The organism is Novosphingobium clariflavum, assembly GCF_026420865.1.
In the GTDB taxonomy this organism is placed as follows: Bacteria; Pseudomonadota; Alphaproteobacteria; order Sphingomonadales; family Sphingomonadaceae; genus Novosphingobium; species Novosphingobium clariflavum.
The window spans coordinates 71,001-95,226 of sequence record NZ_JAPCWC010000012.1 but is presented as its reverse complement, the minus strand read 5'-3'; the positions used below and the strand labels follow the sequence as shown (position 1 = coordinate 95,226).

Here is a 24,226-nt window from a genome sequence, read left to right as displayed (position 1 = left end):
GCCTCCTGTCACCCCACGAAGGGAAAAGCCAGAAACAACATGCCCGCGATCGTCATGACCAGGCAGCACAGCGCCGCCGGAACCAGCGTGAAACGCTGGTGATCGGCAAGGTCCACACCGGCAAGACTGACCAGCAGATAGGTCGAGGGGACCAGCGGGCTGAGCAGGTGGACCGGCTGGCCCATCAGCGAAGCGCGGGCGATGGCCATCGGCTCCACGCCGTAATGCGCGCCCGCTTCCGCCAGGATCGGCAGCATGCCGAAGTAGAAGGCATCGTTGGAAATGAAGAACGTGCCCGGCAGGCTGATCAGCGCGGTGATCGGCGCCATGTAGGGGCCGAGGAACGGCGGGATGAAGTTCACCACCTCGCGGCTCATCGCCTCGACCATGCCGGTACCCGACAGGATGCCGGTGAAGATGCCCGCCGCGAAGATCAGCGAGACGACCGCCAGCACATTGCCGGCATGGGCGGCGATGCGCTCCTTCTGCTCCTTCACCTGCGGGTAGTTGGCGATCATCGAGATGGCGAAGGCCAGCATCATCAGGATCGGCAGCGGCAGCACGCCCCAGACCAGCAGCACCAGCAGCGCGGCGACCAGCGCGGCGTTGAACCAGATCATCTTCGGGCGGCGCGCCTCGGGCCACTGCGAGACGGCAAAGTCCTCCAGCTCGCGCGGGGTCGCCTTCTCGACGCGGCCGATGCGGCGGCGTTCCTTGCGGCCGAAATGGATCGCCAGCAGTACGAGGAAGCCAAGGCCCGCGATCATGCCGGGGATCAGCGGCAGGAACAGTGCGGAAGGGTCGAGCTTCAGCGCGCTGGCCGCACGCGCGGTCGGCCCGCCCCAGGGGGTGAGGTTCATCACCCCGCTCGTCACCATCAAGAGGCAGACGAGGTAGAGCCGGTTCATGTCGTAGCGCTTGTAGAGCGGCAGCATGGCGGCCATCGTGATGATGTAGGTGGTCGACCCGTCGCCATCGAGGCTGACGAGCGCGCAGAGCACCACCGATCCGATCAGGATCAGCATCGGATCGCCGTGGACCAGCCGGATCAGGCGGCCCACCAGCGGATCGAACAGCCCGGTATCGGTCATCGTGCTGAAGAACAGGATCGCAAAGAGCAGCATGACGCCGGTGGGCGCCAGCTTGGTCAGGCCCTCGATCATCATGTCGCCAAGGCCCGCGTGGAAACCGGCGAGCAGGGCGAACGCCGTGGGCACGACGACCAGCGCGACCAGCGGGGTCATCCGCCTGGTCATGATGAGCGTCATGAAAGTGGCCACCATCAGGAAGCCGATAAGGGCGAGACTCATGATTGTCCCCGAATGTCTGTCATGGATTTTCGAAAGGGATCAGAACGTGACGCCGACGCGCGCGCTGAGCGTCTCGCCATTGTCGTTGCCGGTGTAGACACCGGCGGTGTTCTGGGTGTTCCAGTGGATCGCGTTGACCTGGAAGCGGGTGAAGCTGTTGAGATACCAGTTCACGCCCAGCGTCGCCGCCCAGCCTTCAGCCGGCGTGACGATGTCGTCAAACTCCAGGTTTTCGTAGCGGGCGGTCAGCTCGATCGCGCCGGGGCCGCCGTCGAAGACGGAGTGCAGCACCTTGGGCTGGCCGAAGCTGCCGAGGCGCGGGTTGTAAGGGGGCAGGTCACCGGTGAGGAACCAGCCGCCAGAAACGCTCCAGGCGCGGGTCACGTAATCGGGGCGGCCGTTGTCGAGCCGCGCATGGCGCTCGCCCGCTTCGCCCATCAGCCAGACCGGGCCGGAATAGCCGCCCAGTTCCACGCCGTAGCCGGTCGTGCCGGTGCCGCCGATCAGCGTGCCGGTCGAAAGCCGCAGCGCGCCGTTGAAGCGCCCGCCGATCACGGTGTTGCGGGTAAGCACGTTCTTGCCCGGTTGCAGGTGCTCGTCGAAGCCCCAGATGCCGAGGTGGAGCACCTGGCGGTCCGACTTGATCGGGTTCCAGTGCGCACGGGCGAGCACGGTGCGGTTGTCCGACGTGCTCTGGTCGCCGTCGATCCGGTCGCCGGTGACGGTCAGCGAGGCGTGGCCGGTCTTCCAGAACAGGCGCGGCATCACGCCGAGGCCGTAGAAACCGCGCTGCGGAATGATCGCGGTGGCCACCGCCGTGCGTTCGAGGAAGGGCGTCGAATCCGATCCGGTCGAGCCTTCGAAGCTGCGGTCGTTGAACAAGTGGCCGACGCGCACGTCATAGTCCATGCCCGGCGCGATGCGGTTGCGCCAGCCCATGAAGGCGGTGACGATATCGACCTCGTTCTCCGAGAAGTCGGTCTCAAACTGGTAGAAGAAGTGCGTGCCGACCGTGCCCTCAAGCCCAAGGCGCAGCGCGCGCATGCCGGTGGTGGTGAGGTTGCGGCCGGAATACTTCGAACCGGTGGTGGTGCTGACATCGGTCAGGATGCGCCCGCGCGGCTTGAAGCTGAACATGCCGTCCGCCGAATGGAACACCGGCAGGCCCGCGCCCCATTCCGTGCTGACGCCCGAAGCGGCGACGGCCGCGGCGCGCACGCGCTCCACATCGCGCTCGGCCGGGCCCGGCGGCACCAGTTGCGGCGCATAGGGCTGCGTGACGGCGACTTGCGGCACCGCGGCGGCAGCGGCCGGAACCGCCGGAGCCTGCGACGCGGCGGCCACGACCGGTGCCGAACGCTCGGCCTCCAGCTTCTCCACCCGCTGGCGCAGCGAGGCGATCTCGGCGGCCTGCGCCCGCACCAGTTCGGCGAGGTCTTCCTTGCTCGGCGTTTCGGCAAGCGCCGGGGTCCCCGCGACCAGCGCGAGAAGGGCCGTCCCCAAAGTCAGGTTTTTCATCGAGTAGTGCGTCCGGATGCAAGGATGCCGTTCCAGTCGCGCAGGAAGCGCGCACGGGTCAGGCGATCGAGATTGACGAGAAGCTGCGGGCCGACACGCACGGCGCGCGCCTGTCCCGCAGGCAGCCGGTGCGCCGCGATATCGGTGCGCACCGGCCAGAGGCTGTGCCGGGCAAGCTGGGATTGCCCGGCACGGGAAAGCAGGAAATCGAGGAACAGCCGCGCCGCTGCCGGATGGCGCGCCTCGCGCGAGATGAAGGCGATGCGCGAGGTGACGATGGTGTAGTCGCGCGGGAAAACGACACCGATATTGGGATCGCGCCGCGCCCGTTCGAGCGCGTAGGAGCCGATCACGTTGTAGGCGATGGCCAGCTTGCCGGAGGCCACGCCCTGCAGCATGTCCTCGGTGTGCATGGCCAGCACCGGCCGCGTCGCCGCCATCGCCTCGATCAGGCTGCGGGTGTCGCGGGTGATCTGGAAGTCCTGCGAGAGATAGAGATAGCCGACCGCCGAGCGCGCCGGATCGAAGGTCGCCACTTTGCCGGTGAAGGCGGCGCGGCGGCGGCGCAGCAGCTGCTCCAGTTGCTGGTGGCTCTGCGGTACCAGGGCCGCGGGAACCAGCTTCTTGTTGTAGACAATGCCGATGGGCTCGGCGGTGACGCCGAAGCCCATGTTCTTCCACACCGCTGCCTCGGGCAGCGCGGGCTTTTCGGGGCTGGCGTACTGCTGCGCATAGCCATCGTTGATGAGCTTGATCTGCTGGTCCATCGCCGAGGACCAGACGATGTCCGCCGAATAGGTCCTCGCCCGCGTCTCCGCCGTATAACGGCGATAGAGTTCGGCCGAGCCGAGATCGGCGTAGAGCACCTGGATGCCGGGATAGGCACGGCGGAACGCCGAAACCACCGGCACCATCTCCGCCTTGTCGGCATTGGCATAGATCCGCACGGTGCCTTCGGCGCGGGCATCGGCGATCAGGCTCTCGTAGGAGCGCGGATAACCCGAAGGCCGATCCGCCAGCACCGGAGCCGTGGCGACAGGCGAGACGAGCGCGCCTGCAAATGCCAGAATGGTGATGATCTTGCGCAATCCCGTATCCTCTCGCTTTCCGCGTCTCGATGGCGGATAAGCTCTGCCCCATGATCTACGATCCGAAGCTGTCACTCACCTTTCACGGCGCCTTTCATGCAAATTTCCCGCCCATGGACGTTCCGTGCGCATCCTGATCGTCGAGGATGACGCGCAGCTCGCGCGCGGCGTGGCCTCGCTGCTGCGGGCGGCGGGCCATGCGGTGGATCATGTCGCCTATGGCGAGGAAGCGCTCTCGGTGGCGGCGACGGAGCCTTATTCGCTGGTCATCCTCGACGTCGGCCTGCCCGACATCGACGGATTCGACGTGCTGGCAAGGATGCGGGCGCGCGGCGACCAGGTCCAAGTGCTGATGCTCACCGCGCGCGACGGGCTCGACGACCGGGTGCGGGGGCTGGACCTCGGCGCCGACGACTACCTGCGCAAACCGTTCGAGGTGGAGGAACTGGAAGCCCGCGTGCGCGCGCTTGGCCGGCGGCGCGGCGGCAGCGAGGCCGCGCCGGAAATGCGGATCGGCACGATGACGATCAACCGCTCGACCGGGCGCGTCGAGGTGGGCGAGCGGCTGGTGGAACTGCGCCGCCGCGAATGGGCGGTGCTCGAGGCGCTTGCCGCGCGCGCCGGCCAGATCGTCTCGCGCGAGACGCTTCAGGCCGAAGTCTTCGGGTTTGACGATCCGGTCGGCTCCAACGCCCTCGAAGTCAACGTCACCCGCCTGCGCAGCAAGCTGGCGCCGGACGGCCCGGCGATCCGCACCGTGCGCGGGGTAGGCTACATGCTCGACCGTCCGTGACATCGGCTCCCTCACCGCAACGGGCACTGCCGCTACGCCGCCGCATGGCGATCGCCATGCTCGGCCCGCTGGTGGTTGCCGCGCTGGCCCTGGGCGCGATCGGCTGGGCGCTGGTCGCCGACGTGGTGCGCCGCACCAACGACCGGGTGCTGGGCGGCGCCCTCGGCGCGATTGCCGAGACCGTGCAGGTGGAACGCGGCGAAGTGACGCTGGACCTGCCGCCCGCAGCCTTCGGCATGCTGGAAAACAGCGAGCGTGACAACGTCTACTACCGCATCGCCGTGGGCCGCCGCCTGCTCACCGGCTATGCCGACCTTCCCGCGCCCGACATCGCCGCGCTGTCCGCCGACGAGCCGCATTTCCGCTATGCCGACTATCGCGGCCAGCGCATCCGCATCGGCGAGACCCTGCGCGCGCTGCCACGCGTCGCGGCGCCGGTGGTGGTGCAGGTGGCCGAGACGCTCGACAACCGCGAGGCGCTGCGCTGGCGGCTGATGACGGCGCTGCTGCTCGGCGAACTGGTGCTGCTGAGGGCGGCGCTGGCCCTGATCCGCCCGGCGCTGGGCTGGAGCCTGCGCCCGCTGGCGGACCTGCGCACCGCGATCGAGGCGCGCGAGACCCGCGCCTCACCGGATCTTTCGCCGCTCCAGACCGGCCCGCTGCCGATCGAACTGCAACCGCTGTCCCGCTCGTTCGACAGCCTGCTCGCCCGGCTCGACCATGCGACCACCGGCATGCGCCGCTTCACCGCCGATGCCTCGCACCAGATGCGCACGCCGCTCTCGGTGCTCAAGGTCCAGGTCGCCCTCGCCCGGCGCGGCTCGACCGAGGCCCTGCAGGAGATCGAGGAAGCCAGCGACCGCCTCGAACGCCTGCTCACCCAGCTGCTGACGCTCGCCCGCGCCGATGAGGCGGGCACCCTGCCGCCGCTGGAGCGCGTGGACCTGCGCGAAGTGAGCCAGCGGGTCATCACCCGGCGCATCCACCAGGCGATCGAGGCCGAAGTCGACCTCACGCTCGAGTGCATCGGCGATACCGACCACGAAGGCCCCTTCGAAGTCGAGAGCCACCGGGCGCTGGTGTTCGAGATGGTCTCCAACCTGGTGGACAACGCGATCCGCTACAACCGGCGCGGCGGCCACGCCGCCATCGTGCTCGAGACCGACGGCGCCACCACCCGCCTGACCGTCGCCGACGACGGCCCCGGCATCCCGGCCCCGCTCCGGAAACGCGCCAAGGCCCGCTTCGTGCGCCTGCAGGGCGAACAGGGCCCTAGCGGCAGCGGCCTCGGTCTCGCCATCGTGCAGGCGACCGTCGAGCGGCTGGGCGCGCGGCTCGAGATGCGCGAGGGGAATCCCGGCCTCCATGTCAGCGTGCTGTTCACGCCGGGAACAGGCGGAAACCAAGGAGCCGCATAATCGCATCGGAATCCGGCGAATGCTGCATCGCAGCATTCGCCGCGCCCTGTCCCGACCGGCCGCGTTCCGGGCCCGCGAGACCGCAACCATACTGCAACACTCATGACGCCGAATGTCATAAAGGACATTTTATTGCTTGTGCGAGCAACCGCCCCGCTCTAGCGGGCCGCGCATAAAAAACTCCAGGGAAACATCGAGGGACTCGCATGAACGCCTACCGTACCACGGTGCTGTGCACCGCGTCGTTTGCTGCCGCTATCGCAGCCCTTCCTGTCGCCGCACAGGCCCAGAGCGCTTCGTCCGCACAGGAAACCGCCTCCAGCACCGACATCGTCGTCACCGCGACCCGCCGCGAGGAACGCGCGGTCGACGTGCCGATCGCGGTCTCCTCGCTCTCGGGCGAAAAGCTGGCCGTCATCAATTCCAGCGGTCAGGACATCCGCTTCCTCTCGGGCCGCGTGCCCAGCCTGCTGGCGGAATCCTCGTTCGGCCGCACCTTCCCGCGCTTCTACATCCGCGGCCTTGGCAACACCGACTTCTCGTCGGACGCCGCGCAGCCGGTTTCGGTCGTTTACGACAACATCGCGCTGGAAAGCCCGTTCCTGAAGGCCATGCCGGCGTTCGACCTTGAGAACGTCGAAGTGCTCAAGGGGCCGCAGGGCACGCTGTTCGGCCGCAACACCCCGGCCGGCGTCATCAAGCTGACCTCGGCGCGCCCGACCGATCACTACACCGGCCACGCCAGCGCCTCGTGGGGCACCTACAACACGGTGAACAGCGAAGTCGCGCTCAGCGGCCCGATCACCGACACCCTGCGCTTCCGCGTCGCCGGCCTGCTCCAGCACCGCGACGACTGGGTGAAGAACGACTACGCCCAGACCCTCAACGAGCACAGCTTCGACGGCTACAACGACATGGCCGGCCGTGCCCTGCTCGAATACGACAGCGGCCCGCTCAACGTGCTGGTCAACCTGCATGGCCGCCGCCTGCGCGGTTCGGCCCGCGTGTTCCGCGGCAACTCGATCAAGCCGGGCACCAACGACTTCGTCGATGGCTTCGACGTCGAGCACACCGCCCAGAACGGCGCCAACCCGCAGCGTCTCAACAGCTGGGGCACCAATGTCCAGGCCAGCTACGCCTTCGACGGTCTCGGCACCCTGTTCTCGATCACCGGCTGGGAACGCGCCAGCGTGTTCTCGCGCGGGGACGTGGACGGCAGCTACCCCGCCGCCGTGCCCTTCTCGGTCGAGACCGGCAGCAGCGCCAAGCCGCGTGAATTCACGCAGGAAGTGCGCTTCGCCTCGGAGAAGTTCGGCGACGTCAGCTTCCAGACCGGCGCCTACTACTTCAACCAGAACCTCGACACCGGCGCCTACAGCTGGGACACCACCAACGTCCAGACCAACGGCAACACCAGCCATCTCGACAACGAGACCTACGCGGTGTTCGGCTCGGTGGAATACACCCCGATCGACGCCCTGATCCTGCGCGGCGGCCTGCGCTGGTCGCATGACCGCAAGTACAGCGAACTCAACAACGTCAACGGTGTGCTGCTGTCGGACGGCCACGCCAAGGGCTCGAAGCTCTCGTGGGATGCCAGCGCGACCTACAAGCTGGACACCGATCACTCGGTCTATGCCCGCGCCGCGTCAGGCTACCTCGGCGCCTCGCTGAAGAACGACGTCACCGCCGGTGTCGCCACCAAGGCCAAGCCGCAGACCACCACCTCGTTCGAAGCCGGCTTCAAGGGCAACGAACGCGGCCTCGTCAGCTACTCGGCCGACGTGTTCTACATGAACACCCGCAACATCCAGCTCACCGCCGTCGGCGGCTCCTCCAACACCACGACGCTGATCAACGCCCACAAGGCGATCGGCTGGGGCGTGGAAGGTGAAATGACGCTGACCCCGGTCGAAGGCCTCGCGCTGACGGCTGGCGGCAGCTACAACTTCACCAAGCTGAAGGACCGCGATCTGATGGTCGCGCCGTGCTCGGGCGGCTGCACCGTACTCGACCCCGTCGTGAGCGGCACCTCCTTCGTCTCGATCGACGGCAACCGCCTGCCGCAGGCCCCGCGCTGGATCGCCAACTGGACCGCCAGCTACACGATCCCGGTCAGCGACACCCAGGAAGTGTTCGCCTATACCGACTGGGCCTATCGCAGCTCGGTGAACCTGTTCCTCTACGATTCGATCGAGTTCACCGGCAAGCCTTCGCTCGAAGGCGGCCTGCGCCTCGGCTTCCGCGACAACGCCAAGGGCGTCGAAGTGGCGGCATTTGCCCGCAACATCACCAACCAGATCCGCATCATCGGCGCGATCGACTTCAACAACCTGACGAGCATGGTCAACGAACCGCGCATCATCGGCGGCGAAGTGAAGTTCAAGTTCTGACGGTTGCTGCCGGCAGGGCGTGCCCTGCCGGCGGACCGCCCCTGAAAAGCGGGGCGCGACACGGGACACAAACGCAAACGGGGCGAGGGATCCAGCATCCCCCGCCCCGTTTCCGTTTCCGGTTCCGGTTCCGGTTGCGGTTGCGGTTGCGGATCAGATCGGCTGATCGAGTGATTTGGCCAGCGGCGTGAACAGCTTCGGCCCGCCTGCGGTCATGTACCAGCAGTCCTCCAGGCGAATGCCGAATTCGCCGGGAATATAGAGGCCCGGCTCGTCCGAGAAGCACATGCCTTCCTGCAGCGGCGTCGCATCGCCGTGGACCAGATAGGCCGATTCGTGGCCGTCGAGGCCGATCCCGTGACCGGTGCGGTGCGACAGCCCCGGCAGGCGATAACCCGGCCCCCAGCCTTCCCTGGCGTAATAGGCGCGCACCGCATCGTCGATCGCGCCCACCGGCACGCCGATCTTCGCGGTTTCCAGCGCGATCTCCTGCCCGCGCCGGACGGTGTTCCAGACCTTGCGCTGGCGCGCCGTCGGCTCGCCGAAGACCCAGCTGCGGGAAATGTCGGACTGGTAGCCATGGACCTGCGCTCCGCAATCCATGAGGATCACCGACCCCTCGCGCACTGCCTGCGGCTTGTGCGAGCCGTGCGGATAGGCGCTCGCCTCGTTGAGCAGGACCAGCGAGAACTCGGGCGGGCCGCCCAGCGCTGCCGAGGTCTTGTCCATCAGGTCGGCAATGTCCTGCTGCGTCATCCCGGCGCGCACTTCGCCGTGGACATGCCGCAGCGCCGCCAGCGTAATGTCGTTGGCGCGCTGCATGAGCGCCAGTTCCGCCGGCGACTTGATCTGCCGGCACTGCGCGATCAGCGCCTCGCCCGAGACGATCTCGCAGTCGAGCGCATCGCGCTTCAGGGCATCGACGATGAAGAAGCGCGTGGTCGGCTCGATCGCCAGCTTGCGCCCGCCCATCTTGCGGTCCCGCAGCACGCCGATCATGCGCGCTTCGGGATCCTCGTCCTCGTTCCAGGGACGCACTTCGGCGGGAATGCGCAAGGTTTCGCGCACGCTCGGTTCCTCGAAGGCGGGGGTCACGACCACGGCATCGCCTTCGGCGGGGATCACCACGGCGGTCACCCGCTCGGAACGCCACCACTGGATGCCGGTGAAGTAGCGCAGCGTCGACCCCGACTCGACGATCATCGCGCCCACGCCCGCCGCGCGCATCAGCCCCTGCAGCCTGGCGATCCGCGCCGCATGCTCTTCGGGAGAGATCGGCTTCACCTCTGCGCCTGCGGGAAGCACCGGGAGCGGCGATGCCGCCGCCTGGAGGCGCGGCGCCAAGGCCATGCCCGCGCTGGCCATCGCCCCGGCCAGAAAACCGCGCTTCGATATCATCTTGTGCTCCCCTTCGGCGGCCATGGCAGCCATCTGCCGGACGTTCATGCGGGGCAAAGCGCCCGCCCGCAATAGGGCGCCGAGCCGCACACCCTGCGCCGGTTGAATTATTCACCGTAACGGTTGCGATCTGCGCTATCTCGCAGCCGATCTCCGTGGTATTGACGTATACGTGAACCAGGCCATTCCCCACCGCTTTCCGATCGGCATCGATCCGGGTGACATCGACTTCATGGGTCATGTCAACAACGCCAGCTACCTCAAGTGGGTGCAGGAGGCCGTGCTCGATCACTGGCGGGCGCTCGCCCCGGCAGAAGCGATCGCGCAGCACTTGTGGGTCGCGATCAAGCACGAGATCACCTACCGCAAGCCCGCCTTTCTCGAGGATGACGTGATCGCCACGGTCCTGCTCGAAAAGGTCCAGGGCGCCCGCGCGTTCTACGAAACCGTGATCCGCCGCGGCGAGGAAGTGCTGGCCGAGGTCAAGTCCAGCTGGTGCTGCATCGATGCCGATACCAAGCGCCCCGCCCGCCTTGCCCGCGACGTGATCCAGAAGTTCTTCACGCCGGACAGCGGCGCGTGATCTAGGTCGTAAACTCATAAACGGCACCATCGAGGTTTGAGGCAAAATGGCTCAGCGACAGGAGGGAAGGCGCTGGAATATGTCGATATTTCAAGACTTCCCGACGCAGCGCTGGGCCATTTTGGTCAAACCCCGAAGGGGCGCCCAAATGGCTTCCATCTCGAACCGAAGCTGCCTTGGACGGGCAACCAGCCCGCCCGGCGGCAACTTCGGCCCGATCTGTTCGCCATTTGGGCGCCTCGATGGTGCCGTTTATGAGTTTACGACCTAGCGGAGGGCGGGCACGCGCCCTGCCCGCTCCGCTTGACGCCGCCTCCCGTTCAGGGCCGGTAATAGGCGTAGACCTTGGCGACGTAGTCGCGGCTGTCCCAGCTGCAGTCGGCCCCCTTTTCGATGATGAAGGTATCGCCCTTGCCGAAGCTGGCCGTGCGTCCCGAGGCATCGGTGAACGTCACCGATCCGGCGAGCAGGTGCATGAGTTCGCTGTGGTGGAAATGGATCGGCAAGCGGCGATAGGGCGTCGAATCCCAGATCCCGCACTTGAATACCGCGTCCACCGACGTGAACTGATTGCCCGAGCGGCACGAAGGCTTTTCGCCCAGCAGGACATCGTCGGCCGGAGGATTGGAGGGCGCAAGCGGCGCCTCGTTGTCGATCCGGTGAACCCCCGCATCCCCATCCGGCGCCGCGAGATACCGCATGCCCACCAGCTTGACCGGGGCCGAAGCGCGCCAGCCGACCTGCGCCCCGCGGGCAATGACCAGGCTCTCGCCTTCGGCAAGGTCGAACTCGCCGTCTGCGCTCAGGAAGCGCAGGGCCCCTTCCAGCACCATGACCCAGGTATCCCCGCGCGCTTCGCGGTGTAGGCCTTCACCGGCCGCGACACCGCTCACGAAGACTTCGCAGTCGCCTGCCCGCACCGGCAGGATGCGGGCGCCGCCGCCCAGCGGATCATCGCTGCCACCTGCGGGCACGTCCTGCGAGAAGGCCTTCAGATCGAGGAATGTGGGGCAGTTCGCGGGTGTCTGAGCGGTCACCATGATCTCCGTGCAGTGCTGTCTGGCCTATCCGGGATAGCCCCTGCGCTCCGGCATTAGCTTCGGAACTTGCGCCCGTGCCGCCGCGCCCCCGGATACTTGCCAGCGTAGCGCGGCATAACCTGCGGCAATGGACAGGAGAGCCGCCGCAAACCGCAGCCGCCATGCCGAAATCGTGCATCATTCGGCGCAATCTTCCGCGCCGGCGGTGCAAAGACTATGAGCAACCGGAAACCGTGAACCGAGGCCCTTTCGCATGAACCCTGCCGTCCACCGCCTGCCCAGTGACGACGTGCTGCCCGAAGCGGCGGACGTCGTGGTTGTCGGCGGCGGCATCGTCGGATGCGCTGCGGCGTTCTATCTGGCGCAGCGCGGGCTCTCGGTGGCCCTCATCGAAAAGGGCCACGTCGCCGGCGAACAATCCAGCCGCAGTTGGGGATGGTGCCGCCAGCAGAACCGCGACCGCCGCGAGATGCCGCTTTCGGTGCTGTCGATGGACTTGTGGGACAGGCTCGCCCCGGAAATCGGCAAGGACCTCGGTTTTCGCCGCACCGGTCTGATCTATGCGACCGATGACGAGCAAGTGCTGGAAGGCTGGGCATCGTGGCGCCCCGTCGCCGAGGAATTCGGCGTCGACACGCACATGCTGAATGCCGCGCAGGCAGCCGAGCGCATTCCGGAAACCCGCCGCAAATGGGTGGGCGGGCTCCATTCGGTGGCGGACGGGAAAGGCGAGCCTGCGCTTGCCGCACCGATCCTCGCCGAAGGCGCGCGGGCGCTGGGGGCAACGATCCACCAGAACTGCGCGGCCTATGGACTGGACGTCACCAACGGGCGCGTGACCGGCGTGCACACCGAACAGGGCCTCATCCGCGCCGACGCGGTGATCTGCGCGGCGGGGGCCTGGGCCTCGCGTTTCCTGCGCCCTCACGGGATCGTCTTCCCGCAGGCCAGCGTGCGCCAGACCGCCTTGCGCACCAAGCCCACCGCCAATGTCGGCGAAGTGCTCTATTCCTCCGACTTCGCGATGACCCGCAGGCTCGACGGCAGCTACACGCTGGCGATCAGCGGCCGCGCCACGCTGGAGCTTACCCCGCAAGGCATCCGCTTCGCGCGCGAGTTCATGCCCCAGTTCATCCAGCGCCTGAAAGCCGTGCAGGTGGGGCTGGGCAAGTCCTTCATCACCGGCCCGGATTCGGCCTCTGCCCTGCTGTCCGACAATCCTGCGGTCTTCACTGGGACGCGGGCGGTCGATCCCGCCCCGATGCGCCGTCTGGTCAAGGCGATCATGGACAACGTGCGCGGCACGTTCCCGCGACTCGCCGATGTCGAGATCGACCATGCCTGGGGCGCCTTTGTCGATTGCACGCCCGATGCCGTGCCGGTGGTCTCGCCGGTGGATGCACTGTCGGGGCTCTACCTCGCGGCGGGATGTTCGGGCCATGGCTTCGGCCTTGGTCCGGGCATCGGCTATCTGGTCGCCCAGATGGCCGTGAACGAGAGCCTTGCCGTCGACGCCTCGCATTTCCGCCTGTCACGCCTGGTGGACGGATCGAAGGTCAAGGTCGGCGCGCTCTGATTTCGCGCGCCAGCCCCGCGCTGGATTTGCGCGCCCGGTCATAAGAGCGTCAAGACTCTGTCCTAGCGCCGGGCGGGTGCCGCCGAGAGTTCTTTCCAGCAGCCGGCTGCAAGTCCGGCCCCACAGCCCACACGGGCCGCGCGCGGGCGATTCCTGCCCGCAAGCCTCCACTGCGGACGGGCCGTTGCAGCGCGGGCTGATCGCGGCAGGACTGGCCGCCTTCTGGGTCTACCTGGCGATGTATGCGTTCCGCAAGCCGGTCGCGGTGGCGACTTTCGCGGGCGAGCCGCCGCTCTGGGGGATGGATTTCAAGACCGCGCTGATCATGGCCCAGGCGCTGGGCTATGCCTGCTCGAAGATCATCGGCATCCGCGTCGTCTCGGCGCAGCGCGGCAACCGGCGCAAGGAACTGATCCTGGGACTGATCGCCGCTTCCTGGGTCGCACTGCTCGGCCTTGCCCTGCTGCCCGCGCGCTGGGCACCCTTGTGCATGATCCTCAATGGCTTGCCGCTCGGCATGATCTGGGGGCTGGTCGTCAGCTACCTGGAAGGACGGCGGCTGACCGAGATCCTGACCACGATCCTGACTACCAGCTTCATTGTCTCGTCCGGTGTGGTCAAAGCCGCCGGCAGCGCCCTGCTGGCCTCCGGCGTGCCCGCGGTGTGGATGCCCGCCGCAACCGGCCTGCTCTTTGCGCCACTGCTGGTCGCCGCACTGCATGTCCTCTCGCGGATCCCACCCCCGGACGAACGGGATCGACGCGCACGCGGCACCCGTGTCCCCATGGACGGCGCCGCGAGGCGACGTTTCGTCATGCTCCACGCCGTGCCGCTGGGCCTGCTGCTGGCGGGATACGGCCTGCTGGTGGCGCTGCGCGACTATCGCGACAATTTTGCCGCCGATATCTGGGAGCAACTGGGCCACGGCGGCTCGCCCGGCCTGTTCATCGAAACGGAGATCCCGGTGACCCTGTCGGTGCTGCTGGGGCTCGCCGCGATCGGTTGGATCCGCCGCAACCGTGCGGCGCTGGTCGCGGTCTACGGACTGATCCTGAGCGGCGCCGCCATCCTCGGTGTCTCGACGCTGGCCTGGCGCTTCGGCCTGATCGGACCGGTCGCCTGGATCACGCTGAGCGGTACCGGCCTCTATCTCGCCTATGCCCCGTTCAGCGTGGTGCTGTTCGAACGGATCATGGCCTTTACCCGCTACCCCGGCAATGCCGGCTTTCTCATCTATCTGGCCGACGCCTTCGGCTACTGCGGCAGCTTCGCGCTGATGCTGGTCTACAGTTCAGGCGGCGAGACACATGCCAAGGCCCAGGCCGCCGCCGTCTACGCGAACGGCTGCCTGGCAACGAGCGTGCTGCTGGCGATCTCGGCGCCGATCTCGCTCCTCTGGTTTCTCAGGCGGCGGGGGTGACGAGATGAAGCGCGGTGCCGCCGGCACGGGCGGCATCGCCGATATGCGGCGGCGGCGCGCGGTCGGTGACAAGGTCGTGGACCTCTCCGAAATCGGCGACATGCACGGTGCCCTGCCGCGAAAACTTGCCATGGTCCGCCACCACGACCAGCCGCCGCGCCCGGTCCAGCACGGCCCGCTTGAACGCCGCCTCGGCCGGATCGAGATCGAGGAAACCCCGCTCCGCCTCGATCGCCGCCATCGACAGTATCGCCACGTCGGGCACGAAACGGCGGACGAAGCCGATCGCATCGGCATCGAAGGCCGAGCGGTAGTCGGCGTTCATTGCCCCGCCCGCAAGGAACACCCGGTGATCCCCGCGCCCCAGCGCCTCGCTCGCCACTTCCAGGCTGTTGGTGACTAGCGTCAGCCCGCGCAGATGGCCCAGTTCCTGCGCGGCCCAGTAGGACGTCGTGCCCGAATCGACAAAAACGGTCGTGCCCTCCTCCACGAAGGTCGCCGCCAGCCGCGCAATCGCCCGCTTGACCTCGACCTGATCGCGCAGGCGGCGGCGATAGGGCGCCTCCAGCCTGGGCGAGGGCAGCGTGACCCCGCCATGCACCTTGAGCACCCGGCCCGCGCCTTCAAGCTGGCGGACATCGCGGCGGATGGTTTCCTCGGAAACCGCAAATCGTTCCGCCAGTCCGGCGATGCTGGACGAGCCCTGCTCTTCCAGCGCGGCAAGAATCGCGGCAATGCGATCGGCCTGTATCACGTCGTTTTCCCCTAGCCGTACGCGGAGCCCCCGCTTCCCGGCCGACACTGGGCCGCATTTCTCATGGTTTCAAGTGGCATTTACCACACAAACCCACATTTAACTCCACTGTTAAGACGATAATCCACATTATGTCACACAACCGTAATTCCCGGGCCCTAGCTCGCCGCTGACAGTCCGGCGGATCGGCAAGCAGCCGATTCCATGGCGAAATCGTCACGCAGGGGAACATTGATGAAGACTTGGATGATCGGCACCGCGATCCTGGCGATCGCGGCAGGGACCACGCATGCCCAGGCCCAGACCATGCGGACCCTCGACGCGGGGACCGAGGCCGGAGGCAGCGCAACCGAAGCCGATGCGGCCTCCGACGCCGACACCGCCACCCAGGCCGACGAGGATATCGTCGTCACCGGCACCGCCACCCACTTCGCCAACACCCGCGTGACGCCCGAGATGATCGAGCGCCAATCGGCACTCACCAGCGTCAACGACGTCATCAATGAACTGCCCGGCGTGTTCGTTTCGGAAGGCGACGCCTTCGGCTCGTCCGACTGGGCGACACAGATCTCGATCCGCGGGTTCACCCAGATCGGCACCACCATCGACGGCCTGCCCAACGGCGGATCGGGCTACGGCGGCGGCTCCAAGGCCAACCGCTATATCGATGTGCTGGACCTCAAGACCGTGGAAGTCTCGCAAGGTACCGCCGACATTTCCTCGCGCTCGAACGAGGCGCTGGGCGGCACGCTCAATTACATCACCGCCGACCCGCTCGGCGATTTCCGCGTGCGCCTGTCCGGTGCGGCGGGCGATTTCGGCGCGCAGAAGTTCTACGCCCGCGTCGACACCGGCGAGATCGCGCCCGACACCAAGGCCTATATCAGCGCCTCGCACGCGAAAGCGCATGACTGGATCGGCGGCGCCGGCAAGACCAGCCGCGATCACCTGAGCGCCAAGATCACCAGCCGGATCTCGAACATCGATCTCACCGGCTTCCTGTCCTACGACGACGCCGACGAAGCGGAATTCGGCTCGGTCTCGGTCGCCTCGTTCGAGAACGATCCCAATCACGACGTCTATACCGATACCTGGACCGGCCTGCCCTATATCGACCAGAACTACCGTTCGGGCTCGCGCGCGCTGCGCAAGAACCTGTTCGGCTATCTGCGCGGCAAGGCGGATCTTGGCGAGGTGAAGCTCTCGCTGACCGGCTACTACCACCGCATGCGCGGCCGGGGCGACTGGATGCCGCCCTACCTCGTCAACGTCACTAATGACGGCACGGGTGCGACCGAAAGCGAATATGCCGGCGGCTCCACCGTCTATGGCGGTTCGTCGCTCGGCCAGATCTACTACGTGACGCCCACCGGCGCGGCGGCGACGATGATCACCGGCTGCACCGGCACGGCAGGCGTTCCCGCCGCCTATTCGCCGACCTGCTATGCCGACGATGCCACCGCCGTCATGTCCTATCGCCACACGCACTATCGCAACAACCGCTTCGGCTTCACCGCCGATGCCGACTGGACGCACGAGTTCGGCGATGTGACCAACAGCCTGCGGGCGGGCGCCTGGTACGAGAACATCACCGCCAACCAGCTGCGCGACTGGCACAAGATCAAGAACCCGCTGCTCGGCACCGCCTACGACGCCCAGCCCTACTGGGTGCAGTTCAGCGTCGACTACAACACCGACGAGCTGGTCTACTACGTGCAGGACCAGGTGAAATACGGCAACCTCACCGCCGCCTTCGGCGTGAAGCAGTATTTCATCGACCAGAAGCGCCAGGAACTACTGGTGAGCGAGCCGCGCACACGCAGCAACTCGCATTCCGACCCGCTGATCTCGGCGGGCCTGACCTGGACCACCCCGGTCGAGGGGCTGGAACTGTTTGCCGGTTATGCACAGAACTTCTCGTCGATCGGCAACGGTCTGCTGGGCGAAGCGCAGGAAGTGATCGACCGCATCAAGCCCGAAACCGCCGACAGCATCGAGATCGGCGCCCGCTACAGCACGCCGCGTCTGCAGGCCTCGCTCACCGCCTACGACATCAAGTTCGACAACCACATCGTCTCGATCTCGTCGAACCTGGTGACCGGCATCGACTATCTGGAAGAGCAGGACAGCGTCTACCTCAACGTCGGCGGCATCCGCTCCAAGGGCATCGAGGCGGCGCTGGCCTATCGCTTCCCGATGGGGCTGACGCTTTCGGCTAGCTACAGCTACAACCACGCCGTCTACATCGGCACCGGCGATACCGCGCAGGATGAAGACGTCGGCATCACGCCCGGCGTGCAGGTCAGCAGCTCGCCGCGCAACATGTGGGTCCTCTCGGCAGACTACCGCCGCTCGGTGTTCAAGGCGGGGCTTTCCGCCAAGTACGTGGGCAACCGCTTCATCGACGATGTCGGCGGCGACGTCGCCCCGCACTACACCCTGCTGAACGGCTATATCGGCATGGACCTCGACCGCATTTCCGACCAGCTGAGCGGCGCTTCGGTGACGATCCAGGCCACCAACCTCACCGACAAGCGCTACCTCGGCGGCGGTGGCGGCGGTGCGGCCTTCCTCGGCGCCCCGCGCACGGTGACGGCATCGCTCACCTTCGACTTCTGATCACCACAATAGCGCTGTAATCCCATATGCGCCGTACCTTGGGGTGCGGCGCGTATGTCGTTTCCTGAAGGACCGTCCATGGCCGACCTCACCCGCCGCTCCCTGCTCGGCGCCGCCGCGCTGGCCGGCCTGCCCGCCGCCATCGCCCGCGCCGCCGCGATCGCGCCGGACGTGCGCAAGGGCACGATCGAGGACGTCGCCCATGTCGTGATCCTGATGCAGGAGAACCGCAGCTTCGATCACTACTTCGGCACCCTTCGCGGCGTGCGCGGCTTCGGTGATCGCTTCCCGATCCCGCTAGCGCCGATTGACGAAAAGCCGCGCAGGGTCTGGGACCAGCTCGACCGGCCCGGCGGCGGCGCGCCCCGCCTTACCCAGCCCTTCCATCTCGACACCCGCGCCGCCTTCGACGTCATGCGCGTCGCCGGGACGCCCCATACCTGGCCCGATGCGCAGGCCGCATGGGACGAGGGACGCATGGGCAACTGGGCCGAGGCCAAGACCCGACGCGCCATGGGGCACTACCGGCGTGAGGACATTCCCTTCCAGTTCGCACTCGCCGAGACTTTCACCCTCTGCGACGCCTATCACTGCGCGATCCAGACCGGCACCAATACCAATCGCCTGTTCCTGTGGACCGGCACCAACGATCCCGAAGGCACCCACGGCGGCCCCGCCATCGGCAATTCGCACGACAATTTCCCAGAACAGGGCGGCGCGGCCGACGACTACCTGTGGGCCACCGTGCCCGAGCGGCTCCAGTCCGCCGGGATCGACTGGCGCATCTATCAGGACATGGCCGACAACTTCACCGACAACCCGCTGGTCGGCTTCCGCGCCTACCGCGAGGCGAATCGAGGCCGAGGCGACGCGGCGCTGAAAGAGCGCGCGCTCACCACCCAGGCGCTGGACCGCCTGCGCGCGGACGTGCTGGCGGGCACTTTGCCGCAGGTCAGCTGGATCGTCGCCGATGCGCAGGGCAGCGAGCACCCCGGCCCCTCCAGCCCGGCACAGGGCGCGCTTTACACGGCCAAGGTGCTCGATGCCCTGACCGCCAATCCGCGCCTCTGGGCCCGCACCGTGCTGCTGGTGATGTTCGACGAGAACGACGGTTTCTTCGATCACGTGCCGCCGCCCGCGCCGCCCTCGCGGACAGCGGACGGCGCACTGCTGGGCGGCTCCACCGTCGATCTGGCGGGCGAATACCACCGCCATCCCGCCCCCGGCGAGGACAAGATCGACAGGCCGGACCTGCGCGGGCGTCCCTATGGCCTCGGCCCCCGCGTGCCGATGTACGTGGTCTCGCCGTGGAGCCGGGGCGGCTGGGTCAATTCGCAGGTCTTCGACCATACTTCGGTGATCCGCTTCCTCGAAGCCCGCTTCGGTTTCCATGAGCCGAACATCTCGCCCTGGCGTCGCGCGATCTGCGGCGACCTCACTTCCGCCTTCGACTTCACCGCGCCGGACCGCGATCCCTTCGCCCCGCTGCCCGATCCCGCCGCCGATGCCGCGCGGGCCAGCCGCATCACGCACCAGCCCGACCCGGCCCCGCGCCCCGATGCCGATGGCCCGCACCAGGAACCGGGGCTGCGCCGTTCGCGCGCATTGCCCTACCGGCTCGAGGTGACCGACCGGATCGGCAGCGAGGGCCCGGTGCTGCGTTTTGCCGCCGAGGGCGCCGGCGCGGTCTTCCAAGTCTACGACCGGTGCAATCTGACCGCGCCGCCGCGCCGCTACACGCTGGGGGCGGGGCACGAGAGCGAAGGGCAGTGGCACTGGGACGAGAACGGCGGCTATGACTTGTGGGTGCTCGGCCCGAACGGCTTTCACCGCCACTTCGCCGGCCACCGCAGCGACCCGCCGATCACCCTCACCTGGCAGCTGGCCCCGCGCCGCCTCGACCTGCAGGCCGCCTATCCAGAGACAGTCGGCCCGCAGGCGCTGCGCGTCGCGGCCGCCGTGCCGTCTGCGGCGCGCCGCCGGGAACAGGTCATGACGCGCCATGCCGCGATCTCCTTGCGTGAAACCGAGGGCTGGTACGATGTAGAGGTCACCGCCGAGGGGCCATCGGCATGGCGGCGCCGACTCGCAGGCCGCATCGACATGGCAGGCCGCCACTCGACCAGCGATCCCTTCCCGCTCGCCTGAGCCCAAACGGAGCGCTGACGGGCCGATGACCGGCTGGCCAGGCTGTACTTGCCCGGCGATCCGCCGCAGCCTGCCTCTTTCCCCAAAGGATGAAAGGCACGGCGATGACCGTTCTCACCTCCGGTTCCTGTCTATGCGGCACCGTGCGCTTCGAGATCCGCGGGCCGTTCGAGCGTTTCTTCCTGTGTCACTGCTCCCGCTGCCGCAAGGACACCGGCTCCGCCCATGCCGCGAACCTGTTTTCCGCATCCGCCAGCCTCGTCTGGCGCGCCGGAAGCGAGCGGATCACCCACTATCGACTCCCCGAGACCCGGCACGCCCGCAGCTTCTGTTCGCTCTGCGGATCGCCGGTGCCCTGCCTGCAGATAGGCGTTCATAGGGACGGCGCCCTGCTAGTGGTTCCGGCCGGCAGTCTCGATGACGAGATCGCCAATGCGCCCGATGCCCATGTCTGTTTCGCCAGCCGCGCATCCTGGGAAGACCGCATGGCCGCCGCCCCGAAAGTGGACGACCTTCCCGGCTGAGCAAGGCCGTGCTCTGCGGCAATTCTCCCGGATTTCCGCCAACTTGGGGCGCGGATAGCAAAACTTTATTGTCAACTAAATCGGTGGAGATTAGCGATGCGCACCCGGATTAGTCCGACAAAAAGGGGTGCGTATCTTGTATCGTCTCACCGGAGCCGCCGTGCTCCTGCTCACCAGCACGTCCGCCTTCGCCCAGCAGGCGCCAGTCCAAACCGCTCCCGATGCTTCTGAAAATCCTGCCGGACATGCCGAGATCATGGTCACCGGCATCCGCAAGAGCCTGGCCGACTCGCTGGCCGTGAAGCGCGATTCCGCCCAGGTCGTCGATGCCATCTCGGCCGAGGACGTCGGCAAGTTCCCCGACAAGAACATCGGCGAAGCGCTCCAGCGCGTGACCGGCGTGCAGATCACCCGCAGCGGCGGCGAAGGCTCGGCGATCACCATCCGCGGCGCCGATCCCTCGCTCAACCGCGTCGAAATCAACGGCCAGTCGGCGCTCTCCACCTCGATCGCAGCAGCAGCCGGCAACGGCAGCAACCGCGCGGTCGATTTCCGCGACCTGCCCGCCGAATTCGTCTCGCGTCTCGAAGTGCTGAAATCGGCCACGCCGGACATGACCGAAGGCGGCCTTGGCGGCACCGTGCGCATCATCACCCGCCGCCCGTTCGACAGCAAGGACGGCTATCTCGCCGGTTCCGCGCAGGGCATCTACAACGAACTGGCCGACAAGGTGGACCCCAAGTTCGCGCTGATCGGCTCGAAGCTCTTCGCGCACGACACCATCGGCGTGCTGCTCTCGGGCACTTACGAGAACCGCACGATCCGCTACGATCAGGCGCGCACCACCGGCTGGCGCCAGGTCGAGACCACCCAGCCCGCGACGCCCGCCGCGCAGAACTGCCTTTCGGGCCGCAACCAGGCGCGCTGCGTCGACCTTGACGGCAGCGGCTTCGGCGATTTCTACCCCGACATCCCGCGTTACATCACCGCGACCGAGCCGACCAAGCGCTATGCGCTCAACGGCATTCTCGAATGGCGCCCGAACGACAATTTCCGCGCCTATGTCGAAGGCACCTACACCCGCAGCGACACCACCTCGGACGACCAGTACCTCCAGCTCAGCACCACCCAATCGGTGGCGAACGGCGGCATCGATCCCACCGGCGTCGTCATCCAGGACGAGACCGCCCAGACCGTGACGTTCGTCAACGGCTCCAAGGCCGGGTCAGGACCGAGCGTGAACTATCGCAGCGTGATCGGCACGCTCAACCGCCGCACCTTCAACGGCATTCTCGGCGCCGAATGGACGACCGGCAAGTTCCGCTTCTCCGCCCGCGGCACTTATGCCGCCTCGCGCGTGCTCAACGACGAAGTGGACGTCACCGCCTCGGTCTCCGGCAAGGATGCATTGCCGTGGATCACCATCGACTACGACAACCCGCAGCACGGCCCCCAGATCATCCTGCCGATCGACACCACCACGACCGAGGGCATCAACACGCTGTCCGTCGAGGCCCGCCCGCGCCTCAACCGCCAGCATGAGGCCGGCGGCAAGTTCGATGCCGAGTACCGCCCCGACGGCAATGGTTTCCTGACCTCGCTCAAGAGCGGCATCGAACTGAACCAGCTGGTGTCCAGCAGCCGCTTCCAGAACGCGGTCTATACGCTGAACGGCATCACCGGCCAGACCACGCTGACCCGCTCGGGCGTGACCGGCACGCAAGTACTCGCCACCACCACCCCGGCCGCGCAGCTCGCCACTATTCAGGACTTGCTGAACACTTATGGCGGCATGGGCGACGGCAGCTTCTTCAAGTCCGGCGATCTCGGCTTCTCGGGCATCGACCGGTGGTGGAACCTGGGCAGCAGTCTCGCCAATGCCGTGGGCATTCCCGATCCCTACACCAGCATCTCGCCGCTCGACACCTACCGGGTCAAGGAAAGCACGGTCGCCGGCTACGTGCAGAGTGCGTTCAAGGCCGACCTCGGCTTCGACCTCACCGGCGTTGTCGGCGCGCGGCTGGTGCATACCAGCACCGTCTCGACCGGCAGCCAGAGCACCGACGGGGTGATCACGCCTGCGCGCTATACCGGTGCGTATACCGTGCTGCTGCCCTCGCTGAACCTGCGCGCCGAAGTGATCCCGCGCAAGCTGGTGGTGCGCGCCACCGCGTCCGACGTGCTGGCGCGCCCGGCGCCTTCGCAGATGGCCCCCAACGTCAAGCTGGACTCGGTCGGCCTCACCGGATCGCGCGGCAATCCGGGCCTCAAGCCCTACCGTGCGTGGCAGTACGACCTCGGGCTCGAATACTATATTTCGCGCACGAACTACGTCTCGATCACCGGCTTCCGCAAGGACATCAAGTCGTTCATCGACACCGCCAGCCACGAGGAAGAGATCGACGGGCAGGTCTACACGATCAAGATGCCGATCAACGGCACCCAGCACGTCACCATCCAGGGCTTCGAGGCAGGCGCGCAGCTGGGGCTGGACTTCCTGCCGGGGCTGCTCGGCAATCTCGGCGTGACGGCCAACTACACCTTCAACACCGACAGCGGCTACGAAGGGAAGGACTACTTCACCGGCGCCTCGCTGCCGTTCCCGGGCGTCTCGCGCAACAGCTACAATGCCTCGGTGTTCTATGACGACGGGCACTTCGCCATTCGCGGGTCGTACAACTGGCGCAGCCGCTACCTGATCAATGCGGTCGACCGCGGCAACAACCCCTCGTTCGGCGAGGCTTTCGGCCAGTTCGACGCTTCGGCCAGCTATATCATCAACCCGCATGTCTCGGTGTTCCTGGAAGGCGTGAACCTCACCGATTCCACGCGCATCGAGAACGCCAACAGCGTCTATCGCCGCAACGTGATCGAGACTTATGGCCGCCGCATCTACTTCGGCGTTCGGGCCAAGCTGTGACGGTTCCGGAACTGTCCCGGCGCGCGGTGGTCGCGGGGCTGGCGGGAGCCTGTCTCCTGCCGGTCCCGGCCCTCGCACGCGGTGGTGATCGCAAGCTGTTTGCCGACGACTTGCGGCACGGCCTCGGCCTGTGGCGGGTCGAGGCGGAGGCCCCGGCGCGGGTTACGCGCAGCACGCGGCGTGCTCGATGTCGAGGCGCCCGCCGGGCTGACCTTGTGGTTCCTGCCCCGCCTCGAGGGCCGCATCGCCATCGACTACGAGGCGCTGGCCGTCTCGGCGGGCGGCGCGCATGACCGGGTGAGCGACCTCAACTGCTTCTGGATGGCGCAGGATCCCGCCGCACCCGCAGGCGATGCGCTGGCCCGCCCGCGTTCGGGCAAGTTCGAGGACTATGACGACCTCGAAACCTATTATGTCGGCCTTGGCGGCAACGGCAATTCCACCACGCGCTTTCGCCGTTATGTCGGCACGCCCGGCGTGCGGCCGCTGCTGCCGGAAAACGACCGGCGCGGCGCGGCGGACATGCTCACCGCCAACCGCTGGCAGCGCATCCGCCTGACCGCCGACGGACCGCGCATCGGCTTCTTCCGCGACGGGCAGGCGCTGTTCGCCTTCGACGATCCCCGCCCCCTCACCAGCGGCCACTTCGCGCTGCGCACCACCGCCAGCCATCTGCGGCTGCGCAATTTCACCGTCTCCCGCCTCGCTTGATCTGAGGAATGTC

17 protein-coding genes are annotated in these 24,226 nt (G+C 67.1%); 11 read left to right on the top strand and 6 right to left on the bottom strand.

Annotated elements, in window-relative coordinates; genetic code table 11:
- Positions 1-8: 8 nt before the first annotated feature.
- From OKA11_RS15520 to OKA11_RS15510, 3 genes are read right to left on the bottom strand one after another with little or no spacing between them, the layout of a single operon-like run.
- Positions 9-1,337, bottom strand: a complete 1,329-nt coding sequence (locus OKA11_RS15520; RefSeq protein ID WP_288806271.1) for a CitMHS family transporter — start codon at positions 1,335-1,337, stop codon at positions 9-11.
- 12 nt (positions 1,338-1,349) lie between these two features.
- Entirely contained in the window at positions 1,350-2,828 is a 1,479-nt protein-coding gene (locus OKA11_RS15515) for an OprO/OprP family phosphate-selective porin (RefSeq protein WP_267221904.1), read from the bottom strand.
- Complete coding sequence (locus OKA11_RS15510; RefSeq protein WP_267221903.1) at positions 2,825-3,916, bottom strand: ABC transporter substrate-binding protein; 1,092 nt, start codon at positions 3,914-3,916, stop codon at positions 2,825-2,827. Before OKA11_RS15510 ends, OKA11_RS15515 begins: the two co-directional genes overlap by 4 nt.
- A gap of 124 nt (positions 3,917-4,040) precedes the next feature.
- Here OKA11_RS15510 and OKA11_RS15505 point away from each other — a divergent pair, with 124 nt between their 5' ends.
- From OKA11_RS15505 to OKA11_RS15495, 3 genes are all read left to right on the top strand, one after another.
- Positions 4,041-4,709, top strand: coding sequence for a response regulator (locus OKA11_RS15505; protein ID WP_267221900.1), 669 nt, complete (start codon positions 4,041-4,043; stop codon positions 4,707-4,709).
- Between the two features lie 44 nt (positions 4,710-4,753).
- Complete coding sequence (locus OKA11_RS15500) at positions 4,754-6,127, top strand: sensor histidine kinase (RefSeq protein WP_267221929.1); 1,374 nt, start codon at positions 4,754-4,756, stop codon at positions 6,125-6,127.
- A 206-nt stretch (positions 6,128-6,333) separates the two neighbouring features.
- A complete protein-coding gene (locus OKA11_RS15495) occupies positions 6,334-8,520 on the top strand; it encodes a TonB-dependent receptor (protein ID WP_267221897.1) in 2,187 nt (728 codons plus the stop codon).
- A 153-nt stretch (positions 8,521-8,673) separates the two neighbouring features.
- Here the strand turns inward: OKA11_RS15495 and OKA11_RS15490 are convergent, their stop codons facing one another.
- A complete protein-coding gene (locus tag OKA11_RS15490; protein WP_267221896.1) occupies positions 8,674-9,966 on the bottom strand; it encodes a M24 family metallopeptidase in 1,293 nt (430 codons plus the stop codon).
- 124 nt (positions 9,967-10,090) lie between these two features.
- Between OKA11_RS15490 and OKA11_RS15485 the strand changes: the two genes are divergently transcribed.
- Positions 10,091-10,501, top strand: coding sequence for an acyl-CoA thioesterase (locus OKA11_RS15485; RefSeq protein WP_142638425.1), 411 nt, complete (start codon positions 10,091-10,093; stop codon positions 10,499-10,501).
- Between the two features lie 320 nt (positions 10,502-10,821).
- Here the strand turns inward: OKA11_RS15485 and OKA11_RS15480 are convergent, their stop codons facing one another.
- Positions 10,822-11,541: a cupin domain-containing protein gene (locus OKA11_RS15480; protein ID WP_267221895.1), complete on the bottom strand. Its 720-nt coding sequence runs from the start codon at positions 11,539-11,541 to the stop codon at positions 10,822-10,824.
- Between the two features lie 253 nt (positions 11,542-11,794).
- Between OKA11_RS15480 and OKA11_RS15475 the strand changes: the two genes are divergently transcribed.
- Both OKA11_RS15475 and OKA11_RS15470 read left to right on the top strand, forming a co-directional pair.
- Complete coding sequence (locus tag OKA11_RS15475; RefSeq protein ID WP_267221893.1) at positions 11,795-13,117, top strand: NAD(P)/FAD-dependent oxidoreductase; 1,323 nt, start codon at positions 11,795-11,797, stop codon at positions 13,115-13,117.
- A gap of 184 nt (positions 13,118-13,301) precedes the next feature.
- Positions 13,302-14,537 (top strand): DUF5690 family protein, encoded by a 1,236-nt coding sequence (locus OKA11_RS15470; protein ID WP_267221892.1) that lies wholly within the window; start codon positions 13,302-13,304, stop codon positions 14,535-14,537.
- Here OKA11_RS15470 and OKA11_RS15465 read toward each other — a convergent pair.
- Positions 14,521-15,291: a DeoR/GlpR family DNA-binding transcription regulator gene (locus OKA11_RS15465; RefSeq protein WP_267221891.1), complete on the bottom strand. Its 771-nt coding sequence runs from the start codon at positions 15,289-15,291 to the stop codon at positions 14,521-14,523. The two genes, OKA11_RS15470 and OKA11_RS15465, sit on opposite strands and share 17 nt — an antisense overlap.
- Positions 15,292-15,525: 234 nt before the next feature.
- Here OKA11_RS15465 and OKA11_RS15460 point away from each other — a divergent pair, with 234 nt between their 5' ends.
- From OKA11_RS15460 to OKA11_RS15440, 5 genes are all read left to right on the top strand, one after another.
- Positions 15,526-17,910 carry a TonB-dependent receptor gene (locus tag OKA11_RS15460; protein WP_267221890.1) on the top strand — a complete coding sequence of 795 codons (2,385 nt, stop codon included), beginning with the start codon at positions 15,526-15,528 and terminating at the stop codon, positions 17,908-17,910.
- 78 nt (positions 17,911-17,988) lie between these two features.
- Entirely contained in the window at positions 17,989-20,058 is a 2,070-nt protein-coding gene (locus tag OKA11_RS15455) for a phosphocholine-specific phospholipase C (protein ID WP_267221889.1), read from the top strand.
- A gap of 104 nt (positions 20,059-20,162) precedes the next feature.
- Complete coding sequence (locus OKA11_RS15450) at positions 20,163-20,582, top strand: GFA family protein (protein WP_267221888.1); 420 nt, start codon at positions 20,163-20,165, stop codon at positions 20,580-20,582.
- 127 nt (positions 20,583-20,709) lie between these two features.
- Entirely contained in the window at positions 20,710-23,502 is a 2,793-nt protein-coding gene (locus OKA11_RS15445; protein ID WP_379489387.1) for a TonB-dependent receptor, read from the top strand.
- A 180-nt stretch (positions 23,503-23,682) separates the two neighbouring features.
- On the top strand, positions 23,683-24,213 hold the full coding sequence (locus OKA11_RS15440) for a DUF6250 domain-containing protein (protein ID WP_267221882.1): 531 nt from the start codon (positions 23,683-23,685) through the stop codon (positions 24,211-24,213).
- Positions 24,214-24,226: the final 13 nt, after the last annotated feature.

Coding starts and splice junctions, on each gene's coding strand:
- OKA11_RS15515 (WP_267221904.1), bottom strand. CDS start 2,828: ATGAAAAACCTGACTTTGGGGACGGCCCTTCTCGCGCTGGTCGCGGGG.
- OKA11_RS15500 (WP_267221929.1), top strand. CDS start 4,754: ATGGCGATCGCCATGCTCGGCCCGCTGGTGGTTGCCGCGCTGGCCCTG.
- OKA11_RS15495 (WP_267221897.1), top strand. CDS start 6,334: ATGAACGCCTACCGTACCACGGTGCTGTGCACCGCGTCGTTTGCTGCC.
- OKA11_RS15490 (WP_267221896.1), bottom strand. CDS start 9,966: ATGAACGTCCGGCAGATGGCTGCCATGGCCGCCGAAGGGGAGCACAAG.
- OKA11_RS15480 (WP_267221895.1), bottom strand. CDS start 11,541: ATGGTGACCGCTCAGACACCCGCGAACTGCCCCACATTCCTCGATCTG.
- OKA11_RS15475 (WP_267221893.1), top strand. CDS start 11,795: ATGAACCCTGCCGTCCACCGCCTGCCCAGTGACGACGTGCTGCCCGAA.
- OKA11_RS15460 (WP_267221890.1), top strand. CDS start 15,526: ATGAAGACTTGGATGATCGGCACCGCGATCCTGGCGATCGCGGCAGGG.
- OKA11_RS15455 (WP_267221889.1), top strand. CDS start 17,989: ATGGCCGACCTCACCCGCCGCTCCCTGCTCGGCGCCGCCGCGCTGGCC.
- OKA11_RS15450 (WP_267221888.1), top strand. CDS start 20,163: ATGACCGTTCTCACCTCCGGTTCCTGTCTATGCGGCACCGTGCGCTTC.